The 19,634-nt window shown below is 50.8% G+C and carries 13 protein-coding genes and 1 pseudogene; all 14 read right to left on the minus strand.

Annotated elements, in window-relative coordinates; all coding sequences use genetic code 11:
* Positions 1–16: 16 nt before the first annotated feature.
* Positions 17–1,539, minus strand: a pseudogene (gene wbaP, locus C7443_RS00545) (undecaprenyl-phosphate galactose phosphotransferase WbaP).
* Positions 1,540–1,688: 149 nt separating this feature from the next.
* Positions 1,689–2,630 (minus strand): GDP-L-fucose synthase, encoded by a 942-nt coding sequence (fcl, locus tag C7443_RS00550; protein WP_110016628.1) that lies wholly within the window; start codon positions 2,628–2,630, stop codon positions 1,689–1,691.
* Positions 2,631–2,639: 9 nt separating this feature from the next.
* A complete protein-coding gene (gmd, locus tag C7443_RS00555) occupies positions 2,640–3,755 on the minus strand; it encodes a GDP-mannose 4,6-dehydratase (RefSeq protein WP_110016629.1) in 1,116 nt (371 codons plus the stop codon).
* 47 nt (positions 3,756–3,802) lie between these two features.
* A complete protein-coding gene (locus tag C7443_RS00560) occupies positions 3,803–4,735 on the minus strand; it encodes a glycosyltransferase family 2 protein (protein ID WP_110016630.1) in 933 nt (310 codons plus the stop codon).
* A complete protein-coding gene (locus C7443_RS00565; RefSeq protein ID WP_110016631.1) occupies positions 4,735–5,778 on the minus strand; it encodes a glycosyltransferase family 4 protein in 1,044 nt (347 codons plus the stop codon). The genes C7443_RS00560 and C7443_RS00565 overlap by 1 nt, the downstream gene beginning before the upstream one ends.
* 14 nt (positions 5,779–5,792) lie before the next feature.
* A complete protein-coding gene (locus C7443_RS19740) occupies positions 5,793–7,061 on the minus strand; it encodes a hypothetical protein (protein ID WP_146213200.1) in 1,269 nt (422 codons plus the stop codon).
* Between the two features lie 40 nt (positions 7,062–7,101).
* Positions 7,102–7,962 (minus strand): glycosyltransferase family 2 protein, encoded by an 861-nt coding sequence (locus C7443_RS00570; RefSeq protein WP_146213201.1) that lies wholly within the window; start codon positions 7,960–7,962, stop codon positions 7,102–7,104.
* Positions 7,940–9,205, minus strand: coding sequence for a glycosyltransferase (locus C7443_RS00575; RefSeq protein ID WP_110016633.1), 1,266 nt, complete (start codon positions 9,203–9,205; stop codon positions 7,940–7,942). Before C7443_RS00575 ends, C7443_RS00570 begins: the two co-directional genes overlap by 23 nt.
* Entirely contained in the window at positions 9,202–11,571 is a 2,370-nt protein-coding gene (locus tag C7443_RS00580; protein ID WP_146213202.1) for a radical SAM protein, read from the minus strand. The genes C7443_RS00575 and C7443_RS00580 overlap by 4 nt, the downstream gene beginning before the upstream one ends.
* A gap of 33 nt (positions 11,572–11,604) precedes the next feature.
* Entirely contained in the window at positions 11,605–12,171 is a 567-nt protein-coding gene (locus C7443_RS00585) for an acyltransferase (protein ID WP_110016635.1), read from the minus strand.
* A 14-nt stretch (positions 12,172–12,185) separates the two neighbouring features.
* Positions 12,186–13,487 carry a flippase gene (locus tag C7443_RS00590; protein ID WP_110016636.1) on the minus strand — a complete coding sequence of 434 codons (1,302 nt, stop codon included), beginning with the start codon at positions 13,485–13,487 and terminating at the stop codon, positions 12,186–12,188.
* 27 nt (positions 13,488–13,514) lie between these two features.
* A complete protein-coding gene (locus C7443_RS00595; protein WP_110016637.1) occupies positions 13,515–14,474 on the minus strand; it encodes a Wzz/FepE/Etk N-terminal domain-containing protein in 960 nt (319 codons plus the stop codon).
* Complete coding sequence (locus C7443_RS00600) at positions 14,474–17,467, minus strand: SLBB domain-containing protein (RefSeq protein WP_110016638.1); 2,994 nt, start codon at positions 17,465–17,467, stop codon at positions 14,474–14,476. Before C7443_RS00600 ends, C7443_RS00595 begins: the two co-directional genes overlap by 1 nt.
* Positions 17,468–17,528: 61 nt before the next feature.
* A complete protein-coding gene (locus tag C7443_RS00605; protein WP_170123427.1) occupies positions 17,529–19,631 on the minus strand; it encodes a YjbH domain-containing protein in 2,103 nt (700 codons plus the stop codon).
* Positions 19,632–19,634 lie beyond the last annotated feature (3 nt).

Here is a 19,634-nt window from a genome sequence, read left to right on the forward strand (position 1 = left end):
AGTTAGCGCACGCCGCTCAATACGCCCCATCCCCCTTCAACACCACTTTGATGGTCCGCAGCAGGATCACCACGTCATACCAGAGCGACCAGTTGCGCACGTACCAGGCGTCCAGATTGACACGCGTAGCATAAGTCGTATCGCTGCGGCCGCTGATCTGCCAAAGCCCGGTGATGCCCGGCCGCGCTTCCAGGTAATACTCCAGCTGATCACCGTACTCTTTCAATTCATCCCGAATAACCGGTCTGGGGCCAACGAGACTCATCTCGCCTCTCAGTACGTTCCATAACTGCGGCAGTTCGTCGAGGCTCGTTTTCTCAACAGGGCACCGATCCGTGTGACGCGGGGATCATTTTTCAGTTTGCGATCCTTTTCCCATTCCGCCAGCGCGGCCGGATCATTCTTCAGTAACTCCTGCAAGCGCAGCTGTGCATCAGGCACCATGGTTCTGAATTTCAGACAGCGGAAGGTATTGCCGCACTGCCCGATACGTTCATGGGCGAATACAGCCGCGCCACCATCCCTACGCACCGCCCAGGCAAGCCAAGCCAGCAACGGTGACAACAGCAGCAACAGCAGGGCTGAAACACTTATATCGAACAAGCGTTTTGCCAGCTGATGACCATAACGCCCAAGGTTATTCTTGACCTGCAGCAGCAGGACTTCATGGCTGAAAAAATGCCCCACGTCCATTCCACACAGGGGCAAACCGCGCAACGCTGGAATGACATATAACTCCGACGTCATACGCTGCAGGGAATGCAGCAAATGGGTATGAGCATTCAACCCACCCATTTCCAGCGCGACCACGATGACCGGTTTCTCCCATTCCACGAACATTTCCGCAGGATCACCGTGCAACGGTCGCACAGGGACTCGGCGTCCCTTCAAGGTACGTGTCCCATCGCAGGGAACCGGCTCGCCGTCCGGAACGAAAAAGCCCACGACCTTCAACCCCATCCAGCGCTCATCAGTCAATGCGGCGCCGCTTTCGAGTGCGTTGAAACCACCACCCACGATCACCGCCGGACGCTCCCAGCGATTGAATGCGCGCAGCACGGCACGGGCAAACCTGCGTGCGAATGGCAAGCCAAATACCGCCAGCGTCCAGGTCAGCAGCATCCCCAGGCGACTGGTGTCCGCCTTCACCAGCATTAACAAAGTAAAATTGACCAGTGCCAGTTTAAAGACGATTTCAACGATCTGTCGTACTTCATCCCAGAATGGCTGGCGCTTTGAATAATGGCCACGCACCCAAAATCGGTTAATTCCAATGGCGGCGGCAACCAGCGCATAAAGACTTGCATCGACCAGGCCGTTACGCGCCAACCAGATATCAAAAGAAAGATCTGAAATGTGATCGTTCAACCATGCCGACCACTGTCCCACCATAAAGCAGAGCAGTAAACAAATAGCATCAAAAATTATGATAGTGCTTTGTACGATGAAAAGATTCGTATCCAGCCACACCCGTTTACACGGATAATTCCGAAGCACTGGCTTAATCAACTTTGAGCTATCAACGTCTTCAGCCATCATAACTAAAACCTATTGTGTAATCTTTCTAGTTACACCGCAAAAAGCGACATGTTTGACTTATGTCCAAGACACAACAAAAAGTCACGCACATGAAACTTTGTTTGGTGCTTCAGTTCCTCCTTAGCATCCCTGCCAAAACATCTCGATAATCAATCGCGCCGACTTCCGGCGGATTCCTTAAACCACTGGTAAGTCTGTTCGATCCCCTCGCGCAGACCGATCCGCGCCCGCCAACCCAGCGCATTGAGCCGGTTCACATCCATCAACTTGCGTGGCGTGCCATCCGGCTTGCTCAGATCCTGCACGATCTCGCCCTTGAAACCAACAACGTCCCGGATGATTTCAGCCACTTCACGAATAGTCACATCATCGCCAATCCCGACATTAACGAAATCTTCACCGGAATAATGTTGCATCAGGAAAACCGCGGCGGCGCCGAGGTCATCGACATGCAGGAATTCCCGCCGCGGCGTGCCGGTTCCCCACATGACCACCTGCGCATCATCACGATGTTTAGCATCGTGAAACTTGCGGATCAGTGCGGGTAAGACATGAGATGTTTCCAAATTGAAATTATCGCCCGGCCCATAAAGATTAGTCGGCATCAGGGCAATGGCGTCGAAACCATATTGACGGCGATAAGCCTGACACATCTTGATACCGGCAATCTTGGCAATCGCATACCACTCGTTGGTCGGTTCCAGCTCGCCGGTGAGCAGGCAGCTTTCCGGCATCGGTTGCGGAGCAAATTTCGGGTAGATGCATGAAGAACCGAGGAATTGCAGCTTCTTCACACCGTGCAGCCAGGCCGAGTGAATGACGTTGGTCTGAATGGCCAGATTGTCGCGGAGGAATTCCGCCGGATAACTCGCATTGGCCTGAATTCCGCCAACCTTGGCGGCGGCAAGAAAGACATACTCCGGCTGCTCGGCGGCGAAAAAGGCCTCGACGGCACCCTGATCGGTCAGATCGAGCTCGGCATGCGTGCGCAAAACGAAATGGTCATAGCCAGCCGCCTGCAGGCTGCGCAGGATAGCTCCGCCGGCGAGACCGCGATGGCCGGCCACGTAAATCTTGGCGTGCGGGTCCATAGCGCTCCCTCACTCGTGATAATTGAAAGACTTGAAGCCGGCAAGTTTCACCAGGCTGTCACGCTTGGCGATCTTGAAGTCCTCTTCGACCATTTCGCGCACGAGCTCATCGAAGCTTGTCGTCGGAGTCCAGCCGAGTTTTTCACGCGCCTTGGTCGGATCGCCGAGCAGGGTCTCCACTTCTGCCGGGCGGAAATAGCGTGGATCGACAGCCACAATTTTCTGCCCGGGCCGGACATGGAGGTTCTCACCCTCCACTTTCTCAACGATACCGACTTCTTCGACGCCCTCGCCTTCAAATCGCAACGTGATACCCAGCTGTGCAGCGGCGCGCTGGACGAAATCGCGAACCGAGTACTGCACACCGGTCGCAATGACGAAATCTTCCGCCTGTGCCTGTTGCAGCATCAGCCACTGCATTTGCACGTAATCACGAGCATGCCCCCAATCGCGCAGGGAGTTCAGATTACCCAGGTACAGGCAGTCCTGCAGACCAATCGCAATCCGTGCAATTGCCCGGGTAATTTTTCGTGTGACGAAAGTTTCACCACGCAGCGGTGATTCGTGGTTGAACAGGATTCCGTTACAGGCATACATACCGTATGACTCACGATAATTAACGGTAATCCAGTAACCATACAATTTAGCGACCGCATACGGTGAACGTGGATAGAACGGCGTGGTTTCCTTCTGCGGAATCTCCTGCACCAGACCATACAGCTCCGAAGTCGAAGCCTGGTAGAAACGGGTCTTGTGCTCCAATCCAAGAATACGAATCGCCTCAAGCAGACGTAGTGTGCCGAGAGCATCACTGTTTGCAGTGTATTCGGGACTCTCGAACGATACGGCCACATGTGACTGCGCACCGAGATTATAAACCTCGTCCGGTTGCACCTCCTGCATAACACGGATCAGATTGGTCGAATCCGTCAAATCTCCGTAATGCAGCACGAAATGACGATTTTCGACATGCGGATCCTGATACAGGTGATCGATGCGGTCAGTATTGAACAGCGACGAGCGCCGTTTGATGCCATGCACTTCATAACCTTTTTTCAGCAGGAACTCTGACAGGTAGGCACCATCCTGACCAGTGACGCCGGTAATAAGTGCACGCTTATTCATGACAGCCTCTAAAATTTGAGCAAGAACCCGGTTACAAACACAAAAATTTATTTCTGTAACCAATAACGGTGATGCATGCTTAGTTTTTTCTTAACGGCAGGAGATAACTTTTTCTCGCTTCTGCCAAGCTTATATCCCGCAAATTTCAAAAACGTTCTGATGCAAGCAGACGGAATCAACCATGGAGCCTGTCTGGATAACATTTTTAATTCAGAAGATACAAATCGAGCGCCCTCACCTTCCGCTCCACCAAACTGATCCTGCAGCCAAGGCTCCCTGGAGTGAAAGACACCAATATCAAAATATCGTTTAAAATCCTCAAAAAAACCATAATCGTGTGAATGAAATACACAAGCCTCGGCGCAGTAGGCGACCTTCCAATCAGACAAAATCATTTTCGCAGCCACATAGGTATCTTCGTTCATAATGGTATTCGACGGAAACCCGCCAACCTGCTGCAAAGCAGATGTCCGATAAGCCGCAAAAGAATTAGATATAAAAGCTGTTTTTATTCCAAATTTATTGATATCTGCTTTGCTTTTAACACAGCTGGATGCTGGATAATTGAACAACCGTGCATGCGCACCAATAAGACCTGAATCTTTGTGTGGTAACTGCCGTCCATAGGCAGCACCAACCTTTTCATCGCAAAAACAATGCATCAGGTGCTCGATAGATTCACGGTGCGAAAACAAGGCGTCTTGTGTACAAAAAACTACAAATTCCAGATTATTCAAAAAATTCACACCAAACTGCCGGGTCCCTCCATGATTAAAGTCAACCTTGTTTATCTCATAAATCTTGCACCCTGCCGCCCGCGCCAGACGCACAGTGTCATCAGTTGAGCCCGAATCGATCACCAGACATCCCATCTCTGGAAGGCATGTCTGCTCTCGATATGCCTCCAGCCACTGCTCCCATACAGAACCAGGATTTAGAGTTGGAACAATTAACGCTCCCGGGAAAAACTTCGCAGTCATTACGACAACTCTTGTTGAGACTGAACCAACACATCCGCAGTCTTTTTCGCCGCGATATCCCAAGAAAAATCTTGCGCCCGGACTTTTCCTGCATTTTCAAATGCAGACACCGAGGCAGTATCGTCACACAAGGTTCGCAACCCTTCACCAATTGCGTCAAGCGAGTACGGATCAACAGCAATCCCTGCGTCTCCCATAATCTCCATCAAAACGGTCTTATCACTGGTCAAAACGGGAATACCGGAAGCCATCGCCTCCAAAACAGGTAAGCCAAAACCTTCATAGACCGACAGATAAGCAAACCCCCGAGCTCCCTGATACAGAGCCGGTAAAACATCATCCGGAACTCGTCCGACGAATTTTACGTTCGGGATATCATCAGGCAGATCAACTTCATTAAAAATTTTTGTATTACCAACACCACCGACCACCACCAGCAACATATCGTCATCAAGCTTGCTCTGAACCAAACTCCAAGCTTTCAATAAGCGAGCAAGATTCTTTCTTGGCTCGATCGAACCAACTGTCAGCAGATAACGTTTGTACTTGCAACCATAACGAGCACCGACATCAAATACATCTTCGTCTGAACACATTCCAAACCGATTATCCACGCCATTGTAGATCACCTCAATTTTCTCAGACTCCACCCCGCAGGCATCGGCAATGCGCGCTCTGGAGAAAGATGAAACGGTGATTATTTTATGTACATTTCGCACCAGCGGTGGAACAATAAAATTAAACCATGTAGAAAACTGCTTGCCAAACCACTCCGGATGATCGATCGGTGCGATATCATGCAAAGTCAAGACCTGATTCCTACAGTATATTGGCCCGGTATTACTCGGGCTCCATAAAATATCTTTTTTACCCACAGAAAACGGCAAAACAGTTTGTTCCCAAAAATGCCCCAACATGCCTTTGCCATTAACTTTTGGCGAAACACGCCTAAACCCTAAATCAAGCCTTTTATTCAGCTCCAACAAATATCGCTGAGCTCCGGTGAGCCCACCAAGCAAAGTTCTTTCATTAACAATAAACATATTCGATAATCTCTTCAAAAAACAGCCCCAGCAATTCGCTTTTCGAAAACAACCCTGACATTATAAACAACAAAAAATGCTATTAACATTTTCGGTATACTGTACATACTCATCACGTAAAACCCAGACCAAAAAAATCCAAAAACCGACAACCACAGCAATGCAATTGAAAATCTTACCTCATTGCCCTTAAAGGCAAATTGTTTACAGAAGCCAATACAGTTACCCAAAATAATTCCAGACAACAAAGGTACTATAACAACCCCGATCCAGCCAAAAGCCGAGTACCCCCAAATAGAAACAGGAAGACGAAAGCCTCCTGAAGATATTTCAGATACTTCTCCGCCATTTGTAATTTCAAGAGCATATACAGCCGGGTTCCATTCAAAATTACCAGGTACCATGCCACCCCAAAAAGTTTTCCCAAATGTCCATTGATGATGCTGCACAAACGCATCTAAAAATAGCAAATGATCAGAAATATCAGGTACCCCTTGCGCTATTAATTCAACAATACCTAAATCGTTATCAAAAATCCCCAAAAGATAAAAAACCGCACTTCCAAATGGAAAAATAAAGACAATAAGCAACAAATAAGCAATAAAAGCTTTACCACCTTTAGATGCGCAATAAATACCTAATGCCGTCAGTACTCCAAAGACAGCAGGGGCACGAGTCAAACTAAGGGCAATACCAACAACAGCAAAAAAGCATAATGCTCCAATAAGAATATTTTTTGCTCTATACCATAAAATACACGCCACCGGCACTAACGAAACCAGCAACATATATGATGATCTATATAGAACAGCAACTCTTATATATGCATCATGGTAAGGGCCTTTAAAAAATTTCGCCGCGAGGGGATCTTGTGCAAACATAGGAACGAATCCCATCGCTAAAAATGATAAAAACAACCCAACAACCCCGACCATCATTAAAACCATGATTTTTTTATAAACTAAAGCAAAACACTCAATTTCGTTTCCATCAAATGTCCGTGAAAAACCAAAAACTCTCAAACTTGGCAAGCCGGCACCACAAAACAATCCAATTAAATAAAAAACAGCACCAACCAATAAAATATCTCGATATAACAGGACGACATTTACTGATGTTTGATCAAAAACATTTAAAAAACAAATAGGCAAAACATGCGCCGTGATTGCAAACCCCAAATTCAAATGAGCCAATACATTCCAACGACTAAACCAAATAAAATATGTTCCGAGAGAATAAGTCAACAAAGAAAATAAAATCAAGAATTTATCGCTTTCGCTCATGAGCGCACGACCCAAAAAACACTAAAAATCAAAACCAGAATTACAACTTAACCTTATCTAGTCTTGAAAATATTTTTCTATAAAAAGATACGGCTCTATCAAATCCTGCCTTTTCCAAATTTTGCCGGATAAATATTTTTATCACATCGGAGACCACCCAAAAAAAATTTTTAATCGACGCTATTCCATGTTTTTCTCTAATAACAAAAACCTCTTTCTGGGTTGCGAACCAATGGCAATCTGACACTCCTCCTCTAGCCATATTTGCAACAACTTCATCAATGTAACTGAAACAAACGCCCCTCTTCTTAAAACGCAATATCAATTCATAATCCATTGCTCTTTTATATACTAAATCGAACACTCCATACCTATCATAAATTTCTTTTGGAACAAAAACTGTCGGATGCATAACAGACATTAGTCTGTCCATAATTTCGTCATTACCTCCAACCTCATAATAAGGCGTATTTTCGTCCGACCAGAAACGAACACGCCCATGTATTACACACTTGTTATTTTTCTTATATGCCTCGGCAATTTTGTAAAAAACATTATTTTCATACCAATCATCTGAATTCAAAAGCCCTATGACATCACCCGATGCCTTGGCAATACCTTTGTTGAATGCATCACTAATACCCTTATCCTTTTCACTGACCCAAAAATACAGTTTATCCTCATATTTTTTAATCACATCAACAGTTCCGTCCGTAGAACCACCATCAATAATTATATACTGAAGGTTATGGTAATTTTGAGAAAGAACGCTTTGTATCGCTCTTTCGATAAATTTCTCACCATTAAAGACAACAGTTACAACACTAATCTTTGGAAAATCGTCAACATTACTCATATCAGCATCACCAAGATTCAGTTCATGATCCAGCAACAGCTTCACGAAAGACTTTTTCTATATTATTAGAAAAAATGTCCTGCCTGTATCTACGTTCAGCAGTCAACCTAGCTGAATCTGTCATTTTTTTACCAGCCATTGATGAAACGTCATCAAAAACCAGCAATATGCTTTCAGCAAGTTTTTTCGTGGAAAAGCCATCCACTAAATAACCATTAACTCCATGATCAATAATTTCAGGAATTCCACCAACGGAAAAAGCGACGCACGGCAAACCACAGGACATGGACTCAAGCAAGGTGTTGGGCAAATTATCCTGCATCGATGGTGTTACAAAAACATCTGCAGCCCCGTAAAGCGTTGCGAGCTGAGTTTCATCAAAAATATTACCAACATAATGAGTGACAAGATTAATGCACTGATTCTCAGGTTTTTCTTTCGAGCCAAAAACTACAGCTTCAATCTTATTTTTTAATCCTTTAGACGCGATTTCATTCAATGCATCGCGCAAATAATTAAAGCCTTTCCGTGGATCAGAAGTACTGCTCGCTGCACCAAAGAGAATTAATTTTTTATCCGCTGGCAAGTTCCATTTTTTTCGACATAAAAGTTTATCCAGTGGACGAAAGATTTCCGTATCCAAGCCATTTGAAACAACATGTATTCTCTGATTCTTAAACAACATACTCGATTGCGCCTGAAACGCCATCCACTGACTCGGCGCAATTAATAAAAAACGTTTATTTTTCCACGACTTTATTTTCCTTCTCCAGACCCACTGATCCAGATCCAGTCCTTTATATTCTTGAGGACGATTTTTTTTTGTATACCCCTCGATAAACCGAAGTGTCATCAAGGGGTCGAAATAATGCTCAGCACCACAAAAAGGCCAAGTATCATGTAAGGTCCAGACAATCGGCTTACGTATCTCAGCAATTTCTTCAATCGAAATTGTTTCGTCGCAAACCCAATGTAAATTAACGACATCCGCGTCAGTGGAGTTTATATATTCAGCCAGTCCAGTTCTAAATACCGCAGGACTATGTAACACCGTATTTGATGTAGTTTGCAAACGCATCAGCCGCCGGGCCAATTGTCGACGGATACCAGCCATTAGTTTCGGCCACCCGTCCTGCACGATCTGTACGATCGACGGATCATCGTGGCTCTTGCGCACGACCAGCATCTCTGATGCAACGCCGTTTTTTTGTAACGCGATATGCAACCTGTGCGCAGCTATTGCTGCGCCACCGCCAGCATCTGCATGTGAAACCAGCAGAACTTTCATGAGGAAACTGCCTGGCGACCGAATTCTTTAGCCAGTATTGCGCTAAAAACAGAGGAAAACTCCAGCGCAGGCCGATCAACTACAGATTGCGACATTTGTCTGTGTAACAAGTCTGCAAGGCGGTTCGCATCAACATCGCGTAAATCAAGACACGGCACATTGAAACGTTGAGCAACCGATGCAACCTTACCCTGCCCCAGGGTGTAATCGAGCGCGACTGTCGGTAGCCCGCACGCAATAGAAAAAACAGAGGCATGAAAACGCATGGTTAAAGCCACATGCGCCTCTAAAAATGCCTCAAGATATTTTATTGGAGCGAGCTCTTCTGCCAAAAAACGTCTATCCAGCGCTTTTTTTATCGGCGTTGATGTTAATAATTTTCGATAAAAGAAACGGTCATCGTCACCGAAGTGATTGGTGCACATCGGCAGAGGAAGGATCACGAGTGATGGTTCGCGCTCGACTACCAGTTCCAACGCTGAGATCACCGCAGCTTCGAAACGATGCTTTATATCCAAAGCCTCAGGCTGGGACAGATGCGCAGCGTATTCACGATATGGCCAGTCCCGTAATCCCAACAACAGTGTCGGTCGATTCGTACGCGTTACGTGGCATTTATCAGCGTTAATCTTAACCCACTCGAATGCTGGATCTTCGGCGACGAAATCCCTGCCTGAAGAAATAACACCGAGTGCTTGCGCAGCCTTACTGGATGAATCATCTCGGTAGATTCGATAGCTTGCAGATTGCAGTAAATGTTTAATTGCCGCATTTTTATAGGCATCCCCCAAAGGCCCTACACCGCAGCCTGCAATTACTGACGGAACACCAAGCCCTTTTGCGATAGAGAACAGAGCATCCATGTCCGCCATCTCATCGATAGCCATCAATGGGCCACCGCCAAAGACAAGCAACGCTACTTCGCCCATACGCTTGGCAGCCTGCTGTACATCCACAATTTCTACCGGCGCAAGCTCCGGCATTTGCTCACAAGTTGAGCGTGATATGTATGAATTCAAACTTGCCAATAATAATTTAGAGTCTGGAAAAACGCTGCGGATAGAAGCCATCACGCCACCAAGGATAGCTTTATCACCAAGAGTTTCGGTACCGTACCAACCACAAACTAATATAGTTAAAGTATTTTTAGATGATGATTCACTACGATAGACAACGTTACTGAGTACACTTTTCTCGCGCTTTAAGAATCGCTGGCGAGCACGACGCTTTAACCATGTTTTCAAGCCTGGGAGACGCTTTATATCTGCTGCCTCCAAGCCAAATTTACCCAGCACTTCATTGAACGTTTCACGCAGTAAAACATTGCCTGCAGGCAGGCCAACGTAGTCATGTGCGCATTGAGCACAGTTGTTTTTAATAATTTCTTCCAGTTTTGGTTTATTCTCAAAATAAAGCTTTTCTGCATCTTCAACACGGGCATCGCCAAGCACCGGACTTTGTACGGCACAGTAAAGCAGCTCCCCTCTTGCAGATACCGTAACCCCCCGATGCTGCCAGTCGCATCCTGCTGTTCTAGGCGCATTTTCTATCAGTTGACCGATGAGCGACTGATAGAAATACCGTTGCTGCCACGACGGTTCATAATGCTTTATCAGTCCCCACAAAAACTCAGAAAAATGCACTCTAGCCTTAAAATCCAGATCATAAGGTCGAGTGAATATCCAAGTGCGTTTGCCGATCTGACGCGACTCCGCGGGTGCCGTGTACAATCGCTGATGAGGCACGCCCAAGCGATACTTAATATAAATATCACGTTCACGTGCGAAATCATAAAGATCATGTATACCGTAAACATTTTCACGTATTACGGTGCAGCCTATCCGGGTACTGTCGACACCTTCGTGCTGGCAAACATGCTCAAGCACTTTTATTGCATTACTAAAATTCCCCGGCCGTCCACGAACCCTGTCATGCACTTCACCGACGCCATCCAGAGAGACCATGACGTCCAGATAACCAGCGTGCTTTTTTACAACGGCCGCGAGATGATCGATCCTTTCCGCAACGCGATCAGCTTTTGTTCCATTCGTAATAAGGGAAATATGCCTGAGCTTCGGAAGCTTCTGATACAGAATATCCGCAATATCAGGCAAATCCGGGCGCAACGTCGGTTCGCCACCGTTTAACCCAATCCCTCTGACCTCAGAAAACAGAGGGTTAGAGAAAATTTTTTCTACTTCCGCCAGATTGACCTGTGTATCAAAATGCTGCTGCCAGATATTACACATCTGACATTTTGCATCACAGATATCATTTACTGGAAACTGTACGACCTGTGGTTTTCGCAGTTTCCAAGGTTTTTTTTGAAATGACTCAACAATATCAACAATTCGTCTGACAGCCACCACGGACTCCCCTAATTGCGAAATCGCCAACCATCAGCCTGATTTTAACTTCGCTGCTTTAAATGGAGACCAAATACCCTCTCCTTCACTCGGCCTTTCAATTTTCTTTTTCACGACAGCCGGGACACCCGCGACGAGACAACCAGCTGGCACATCAGCGACAACAACACTACCTGCAGCAATAACGGCGCCGTCGCCAATCGATACGCCGCCAAGAATCGTGACATTCACACCGCACCATACACCATTACCGATTATTATTGGTTTATTTATTGGCGCCATCGTCACTAAGTCATGAGCTCCGGAATTTATTGTGAGATTTCCGGCTGAAAGGAAATCATCCCCAATTGAAATCGGTGCGTAATTCCATATTCTGGCAAATCCACCAATAGAGCAACGCTCACCTAAGCTTAAATTTCCGGGCAATCGGATATAGACGTTATTGCCAACATTGACAGAGCCAGAACATTTTACACTTAGCGCACGTAGATACAGCCATGCAAATGGCTTCCAGCAGCGATGGCGCCCGCCAACCAGCCGAAATTCGAAATCCCGCAAAAATTCCAAAAGATAAACCAGCACCGACCTGAATGGAAACATCTCGCTTAGCTCCCTCAGGCTGCCAACAACAAAGATCGCAATTTGAGAAGACCCATTTTTTTCATAGGCGGATAAAACAAATCAAAAATAAAATAGGCGAACATAAAACTCAGCATCGTAGCAATGGCGGCACCAACAGGACCATAAACAGGAATCAGCGCAAAATTAAGCACAAGATTAATCACTGCCCCAAGCACATTACGAAACAGATTCAGACGAATTTTTTTCTCATTGACCAGCCAAGCGCCGGATACCTGAGCAAAGCAAACCATCAGTCCGCACCAGATGTGTATATATAAAACTGGTACCGACTCAACATAATCAGCGCCATAGACAAGTGGTATAAAATATGCGGCACTACTGAAAGTGATGATGAGAACGACATAAGACAAACCAACCAAAGCATTCATTAGCCGCCCCAGACGCTTCCAGTACAAAGCGTCTCCATGCTCTCGGCTTGCCACTATCGTTGGGAAAGCAGATGCAACAATTGCCACCGGCACGAAATACCACATTTCTGAAATTTTCGAAGCCGCACTGAACACTCCGACGGCATCAGGCCCTGCCAGGTTGGCCAGCATAATCTGATCAATGCGCATAAATAGCATTCCGCTGAATGCTGCAATAATTTCACTCCAAGACTCTGTCAGCATATTTTTTGCCGCCTTGAAATTAAACTGATTAAAATACAATGCTCCCCATTTCATCTTATATGTTATTTTCACAGCGACAGCGCTGAGTATCACATCAACCAAACACATAACCACAAATACTTGAAGACCTGCACCAAGAAAAAGCAAAATCATTTTTAAAACAGCCGAACCAAAGAAAACTATACTTCTGGCGCAGGCCACCGGTCTTGAATTTGTTCTGGCCTGGAACAATAATTCAAAAGTTTCAAAAGGCGTGAAAAAAAGACTAAAAGAAATAATGAATATATAATCCATGCGGGACTGGTTAAAAATAACACCAACGGCCACGCACACAACAAACAAAACAACTGCCGCCGACACTCTCATGCAAAATGCAGTAATAATTATTTCTTTCTCTTTTTCAGCATCTCCGCTTACATTGACAAGCTCTCGTACAACAATGCGATTCAGCCCCAAGGCGCTGATTATCGAAAACAAGCTTATGTATGCCTGTAGAAAACTCAGATTACCAAACTCCATTGGCCCCAGATGTCTGGCGATCAGGACACCGACAAACAAGCCAAGCAGCATCCGAGAAATCTGCTCGAACAACATCCAGCTGCTGTTGCCAAGTATTTTTCTAGTATTTGATCCAACTCTGGACAACACATATTTATGAAACATTTACATATGCATCCGTCATTGCACTAGCTATTCTTCGGAATTCTGCTGCGCCTTGGTTGGATATGCACGTTTCACAAGACTATGGATACACCCTAGAATCAGGCCAATAAAAAATCCTGCAATAATGATAACCAGTCTTTTAGGTCTGACTTTCTCTTCTGGCACTACCGGCGGATCGATAACCTTGAATGCAAATTCCGCATTGGCATTCGCCAGCATGCCTTTCTTGACTTCTGCCTCCATCAGTCGATAAATCGCCTGCTGCAATTCAACCGATGTCGCTGCCTTGGCCTGCTCCTGCAGATAAGCGAGATTATTTTCGACATGCTGCACGGCCTGTTGCCGCAGGTAGGCATTGGTGCGAGCAACCAGACCTGCAGCCCAGCGGGCTGCCAGCTCTGGATCTTTCCATTCAACCGATAAAGTCACCAAACCGGTTTTTTTATCGACATCGACTTTGCGAACTTTTTTCTCAATCAGCTTGAAGGCATCCCAAAGTGTCGGAATATCTTCCGGATCGGAGTCTTTCCAAGCGTTTTTATCCTGATCCCAGTCACTCGCAAACAAGATCGGCAGCAGATTGTTTTCCTTGACGTAGAGATCGGTCAGCACGCGTGACTGCAAGACTGCAATCGCTTCGTCTTTGCTACTGCTCGCCGTCCCGTTGACGTTGATACCGGCCAAAGCAGCGAGCCCGCCCAGCTGGCTGGTGACGCTGCTACCAGCATTTCCCTGATCATCAGTGACGGGAGATAACAGGACCTGGGCCTGGTAAATCGGGGTTATTACAAATGCCACGACGGTAGCCAGCAGCGCCGTCGCCAGCGTAATCAGCACGATACGCCGTCGGCCTTCACGCAAGGTATGCCAGATGTCGGCGAGGTTGATCTCGCTTTTCTGGGATGCCTGAGCCAACGGGGGATACGGGACGAAAAACCCCCCTCCCTGCATTGGGCTGGGGGCGGAGTCATTACGCTGCTCGTTCATCACAGTGCTCCGACCGAATGGAATGCAGCGACCGTCAGACCAACTTGTCCGATGATCTTGGTGACTTCACTCCAAAAGGCGAGCGGCTTCATGCGCTCAACATCCAGAGGCACGATGATGGTGTCGCCCGGTTGGATACTGGTCGCGGAGCGCGCAAAAATTCCGCTGCTGAAGAAGCCCTGATTGGCCGTATCGACCTGGCCGTTGGCGCGAACGATATAAATACGGGCGAGGTCCGCTTTAGGCGTCGTGCCACCGCTTTGACGGATGTAGTCGTCACGATCGAGATCGGACCGATACAGATGCGAGGTGCCATGAAACACTTCGCCGAGCACGGTCACTTCCTGAGTGTCACGCGGAACCACCAGACGATCACCGGGCTTGAGGGAGACATCCAGCTCCTCGTACTCCTCACGCGACATGCCGGCGATTTCCGGCCCCGCCAGCAGCGCCGGCAGGTTGATCACCAAGCGTCCGATGGCCTTGGTCGAGCGAATCTGCTGCACGACACTGCGGCTGACGGAGATGGCTTCCCTGTCGACATTGGCAGTGTTGGAATCCGTCGACTGCGTGCGCTCCAGTTGGGACTGCGCCAGTTCCGCCTCGATGCGTGCGGCCAGCTTGTCCATTTCATCCTGCTCACGCTGGCGCAGCGACTCGCGCGTGAACACCGCGCCACGCGGGAAGGCATACGTCGTCAGCCCGCCGGCGCGACGCAGCACGCTCGAAAGCGTCTCGCCGCGGCGGATGGTGTAATTGCCGGGGAAGCGCACCTCGCCAACCAGTTCGACGCTTTCCGCCTCCCCCCAGTTGGTGACCGGCTTGATGACCAGTCGATCATGCGGCTGCAACAGCACATTGGTATCCGGCCGACCGTCGAGAGCATCGCGCAGGGCGAAATTGACGTGGTCGACTTCGCGGACCTTGCCTTCGATGACCGCGAAGCGATTGAGCTCGGCGCCTAACGAGTAGGCGGATTCAGCCAGACCGCCGGCGACCTCGACGAGGTCGGCAATGCGCATGCCGGTATTGAGCGGGTAACGTCCCGGTTTTCGCACGGCACCGTCGATCTCGACGATGGCAGCACCGTCGCCGCGCACGGCCTGAGCCTGCAATTCATTGAGAATCGGCGCGAGCAGTTCCTGGCGATCCGCCGCCTTGCTGAAGACATAGAGTTCATCGCGCGGACGCAACTGGACGTTGGCGCCCGAGCGGGGATTCTGCAGGGCATCACCGAGCTTGATGGCGATCGTCTCGACGCGGCGTCCGCCTTCGACTTCACGTCGCAGCAAGGCGTACTCCAAATCGGTTTCCGGCAGGACGTCGAGGTTGGCCCGGATCGCGTCACGCACCGTCATACCCCCAACCAAGGGGTAGTCGCCCGGATGACGCAAGTTTCCCGACAGGGTGACGACCGGCTCCGGGCCGCCATTGCGCGTCTGCTGACGCAGCTGAAAGATCACGGGCGTCAAGGTCTTCGCGCGATCCTCGTCGAGGCCGAGCACGAGGACTTCGTCGCCCGGTTGCAGCAGCGGATCGCTGGCACCGCGTGGATGCGCCAGCGCGGCCCCCAGATCGGCGGACAGCACCTGCAGATTACGGGTGGGACGCTGCTCGCGCAGGATCAGCACATAGCCGGTATCGGGGCGCGGCTGCAGTTCACGCGTGGAACGCACGATCTGCGACAAGCGCATGCCCTTGCGCCACGGCACCGGGCCGGGCCGCAGCACATGGCCGCTGAGTGTGACGGAACTCTCGCGCTGCTGCAGAACGGACGGAACCCGCAGAATGTCGCCGTTGTTCAACTCGAAACGACCACTGGCGGCATTGTTCAGATCGAGATCGACCAGGGTGCGATCCTGATGCGCATCGATGCGTTCGAGCTGCGTGCCGGCCGTGTAGGCAGCCGGCTCCAGCCCGCCGGCCAGTGCGATCAGATCCGACACGCTGTGTTCGGTCGTCAGTTCATAGACCGCCGGACGGCGGACCGCCCCGTCGATACCAACCGTTTTGCCGACCGGCGGGACGAAGATCACGTCGCCGGGCTGCAGCCGGGCATCGTTACGGGTGTCGCCGCGCAGCAGCAGATCGTACAGATCAAGGGTAGCGACGATCTCTCCGCTGCGCTTCAGCTGTATGTTGCGCAGAGAACCGATCGGCTTGATGCCGCCACTCGCCAGCAGCGCGTTGGTCAGCGTCGACAGCGCGCTGACCGTGTAAGACCCCGGGCGGACCGCTTCGCCGAGCACGAAGACCCGGATCGAGCGCAGGGCACCCAGCGTCACATTGGCCCGCATGCCGATCATCTGCGTGGCGACGCGCTGCTCGATCTGCGCCCGCAGTTCGGAGAACTTCATGCCGGCGACCGGCACCGGACCGATATTTGGAAAATTGAGCGTACCGTCACGCGATACGGTCAGATCGAACTGGGCATTTTCCTTACCGAACAACTGGATCTGCACGACGTCGCCCGGACCTATCACGTAATCGACCGGCACCGGAATATCCGTGACCGGCGCGAAGGTCGACGCCGCGCCGGTGAACAGGTCGTAGCCAAACGGCCTGAGCCCGCCCGTTTCGCCGGTGTTCTCGATCGACGGCGACGGCGCGACGACGGCATCCCGATTGGTATCGGTACTGGCCGCTGCGGATACCACCGCCTCCTGTGCTGGCGCCGCCGGTGGCTCCAGGAACAGCAGCAACGCCGAGCGCTGTTCCTCGCTGAGGGTCCTCAGCGCTTCCATGACATCGTCAGGCAGGCCGCCCGGTTCGCGCCGTTCGCGCAGGGCACTGGCCAGATTGCGCCGATCCTGCAAGCTGAGGAGGGCCAGACGCCGCGCCAGCGACGACGGCAGCAGGTCGACTCCGCGCTCATTACTCAGGTCGGGACCGGCCGCCGCCTGGCTGACACTTGTCCAGGACAGTGCAAGTCCGCTGAGAATCAGCAGAATCCCCAGGAGCAACAGGTGTCTCCAGCACTTCAGCTCAGTCATATCGGCCTTTCCGGTTTATCCAATTTCTGTGCAGCCCCGTCTTCACCCGCAGACCTCTTCCTCAGCGGCCAAAGCCGGTCATCGGGTCGATCTTCATGCTGTTGGGACGGTTGAATTCGACGAGTCGGTAGAGATCGGACGGCGACACGACCATCTGCCCGACGTCACGACTCCATGGCGACAAAGCCATGCCTGCCGTGGAACGAGTATCCCGTGTCAGCAGGCTGCTCATCGGAATCGTGACGAAAAAACCTTTGTCGTAATACGGATTCGAAGGTGATCCCGGCGAAGTGATGTCGTCGCCGTTCGTCATCGTGTACCAGATGCCGATCTCGACACCGGAATCGAAACGGCGCGACAGCTCGAAGCGGACACCATCGTCCTTGGCCAGGAAACGGCCGGCGCGCAGCGTTGCCGTCACGCCCAGTTCCGGCAGGCGATAGTGCAGACTGGCAATGCCGGTCAAGGTGTTGTAGTCGCGGAAGCCGAAAGCACTGTAGGGATCGCGCTGGCGCAGCGCGTCGACCGCGATGTCGAACGCCCAGTTGCGCTCCTCAGGCCAGTAGAGCAGCTGCCCGCCCGCGCCCGCGAACATTTCTTCGTAGTAACCGGCCGAACCGCGCGCGTACCACTCCTTCGCCGGTTTGTAGAACTGGTTGAGCAGCAGGCGGTCGACACGGACCCGCTGTCCGCTCTTGTATTCAGCCACATCGCTGCGCACATGCGGCAGCAGGCTGTTGGACGGCTGGGTCACGCCACTGATGTTTTCGTAGATCGAGGCGCGCGCACTGCCGCTGGCGTAGAGACCATCACCCAACTGACGCGAAGCACTGACCCGCGTATAGACGTCATAGCGCAGGGCGCCGCTGGGGTCATTGAAAAAGGTATCGAGCTGAACCGGGCTCCAGGTCAAACTCGAACCCGGCGTATTTTCCGTGCGCAGGGCCAGAACCTTGCTCTCTTCCGTAATTTCGCCTTCGATTGCAGGGTCGGGTTTGTCGTCGAAGTCGAGCAGGTCTTCGCGCACGACGAAGGCGAAATAATCAGGATCACTGTTGTAGACGGCGACTGAGTTGCGCAGTGTGCGCAGCGGCAACTTGCCGGCAAAATACAGCTCCAGACCGCGAATGTCCTGGAACTGATAGGAAAGCAGCGGCATGTCGGCCGCCAGATAGGTGATCTCGATACGTTCGAGCCCTTTGGGCCCGCCCAGCACGATCGTGCGCGCTGCCCGGCCGACCGCGCGCCCCACCCGAGTGATACGACCGTTGGAAATCGACGCGCGCAATGTCGTGCCGTCGAGTGCCAGCCGCACATTGCGAAACCCCTGCTTGAGCAGGGCATCGACCAGCTCGCGCTGGTAGGACGCATCCGCCAGCCAGACGTCGACCGGCACCTGGGGGCCCGTCGGTTTATACGGCGCAGGCTCGTTGATCTTGGGTACGAACTCCGGCGCCATCAGCGGCAGCGACAAAAACAAGTTCGCCTGCCACTGTCCGTCGGTCGTACTCAACTGCGCGCCCCACAGCCGGTCGCGATACTCCAGCCCGTAGGCCCAGCCACCTTTACGCTCGGCCGCACCACTCTCGGCGGCAAACGGATCGGCGGCGTAGTCGATGGTATTGCGCTCGACCAGCAGGGCTGCGCCGCCCAGCCAGTCCGGCTTGAAACGTGCACCGCCGAATACACCCGACAGGCGATCGGTGCCGTACCCCAGAGTCAGATCGAACGCCGACACCCGTTTGGAGAACGCGATGTAGTTCGCGCCAAACAGCTGCGTGCCGAGAAAGTCCTGCGTGCCGATCGCCACCTGCGGCAACCAGTCTGTCTCTTCAAAGGCCATCCATTTGGCGTCGAAGGCCTTGTCCTTGTAGTCGCCATACTTGCTGTTGTTGGCGAACCCCTGAACGTGGCTAATCCGTGTATAGCGGCCGGAAACTTCCAGGCTTGGCAGCAAGGTCACGCTTCCCCAGAAAGTACGGTACGGATCGTCCCATGCGTATCCCACGCGCAGCTCACCGTCCGGCTCGATGCGAGCATCCGGCATGCTGATCAGACCTGACTGACCGGTCAGCGACGGTTCAGCCCACGCCGCCATCAGCGGCATGTACAAGCAACAGAACAGGATTGCGGTTCCGCGGTGGCGGCGCGGACTCGTCGACATCAA

It is taken from the genome of Plasticicumulans acidivorans, from assembly GCF_003182095.1.
GTDB classification, from domain to species: Bacteria; Pseudomonadota; Gammaproteobacteria; order Competibacterales; family Competibacteraceae; genus Plasticicumulans; species Plasticicumulans acidivorans.

What these genes read in the sequence shown, in the direction of transcription:
- C7443_RS00595 (WP_110016637.1), bottom strand. Translation starts at nt 14,474, where the DNA reads ATGAACGAGCAGCGTAATGACTCCGCCCCCAGCCCAATGCAGGGAGGG.
- C7443_RS00590 (WP_110016636.1), bottom strand. Translation starts at nt 13,487, where the DNA reads ATGTTTCATAAATATGTGTTGTCCAGAGTTGGATCAAATACTAGAAAA.
- C7443_RS00600 (WP_110016638.1), bottom strand. Translation starts at nt 17,467, where the DNA reads ATGACTGAGCTGAAGTGCTGGAGACACCTGTTGCTCCTGGGGATTCTG.
- fcl (WP_110016628.1), bottom strand. Translation starts at nt 2,630, where the DNA reads ATGGACCCGCACGCCAAGATTTACGTGGCCGGCCATCGCGGTCTCGCC.
- gmd (WP_110016629.1), bottom strand. Translation starts at nt 3,755, where the DNA reads ATGAATAAGCGTGCACTTATTACCGGCGTCACTGGTCAGGATGGTGCC.
- C7443_RS00575 (WP_110016633.1), bottom strand. Translation starts at nt 9,205, where the DNA reads ATGAAAGTTCTGCTGGTTTCACATGCAGATGCTGGCGGTGGCGCAGCA.
- C7443_RS19740 (WP_146213200.1), bottom strand. Translation starts at nt 7,061, where the DNA reads ATGAGCGAAAGCGATAAATTCTTGATTTTATTTTCTTTGTTGACTTAT.
- C7443_RS00560 (WP_110016630.1), bottom strand. Translation starts at nt 4,735, where the DNA reads ATGACTGCGAAGTTTTTCCCGGGAGCGTTAATTGTTCCAACTCTAAAT.
- C7443_RS00585 (WP_110016635.1), bottom strand. Translation starts at nt 12,171, where the DNA reads ATGTTTCCATTCAGGTCGGTGCTGGTTTATCTTTTGGAATTTTTGCGG.
- C7443_RS00605 (WP_170123427.1), bottom strand. Translation starts at nt 19,631, where the DNA reads ATGTCGACGAGTCCGCGCCGCCACCGCGGAACCGCAATCCTGTTCTGT.
- C7443_RS00565 (WP_110016631.1), bottom strand. Translation starts at nt 5,778, where the DNA reads ATGTTTATTGTTAATGAAAGAACTTTGCTTGGTGGGCTCACCGGAGCT.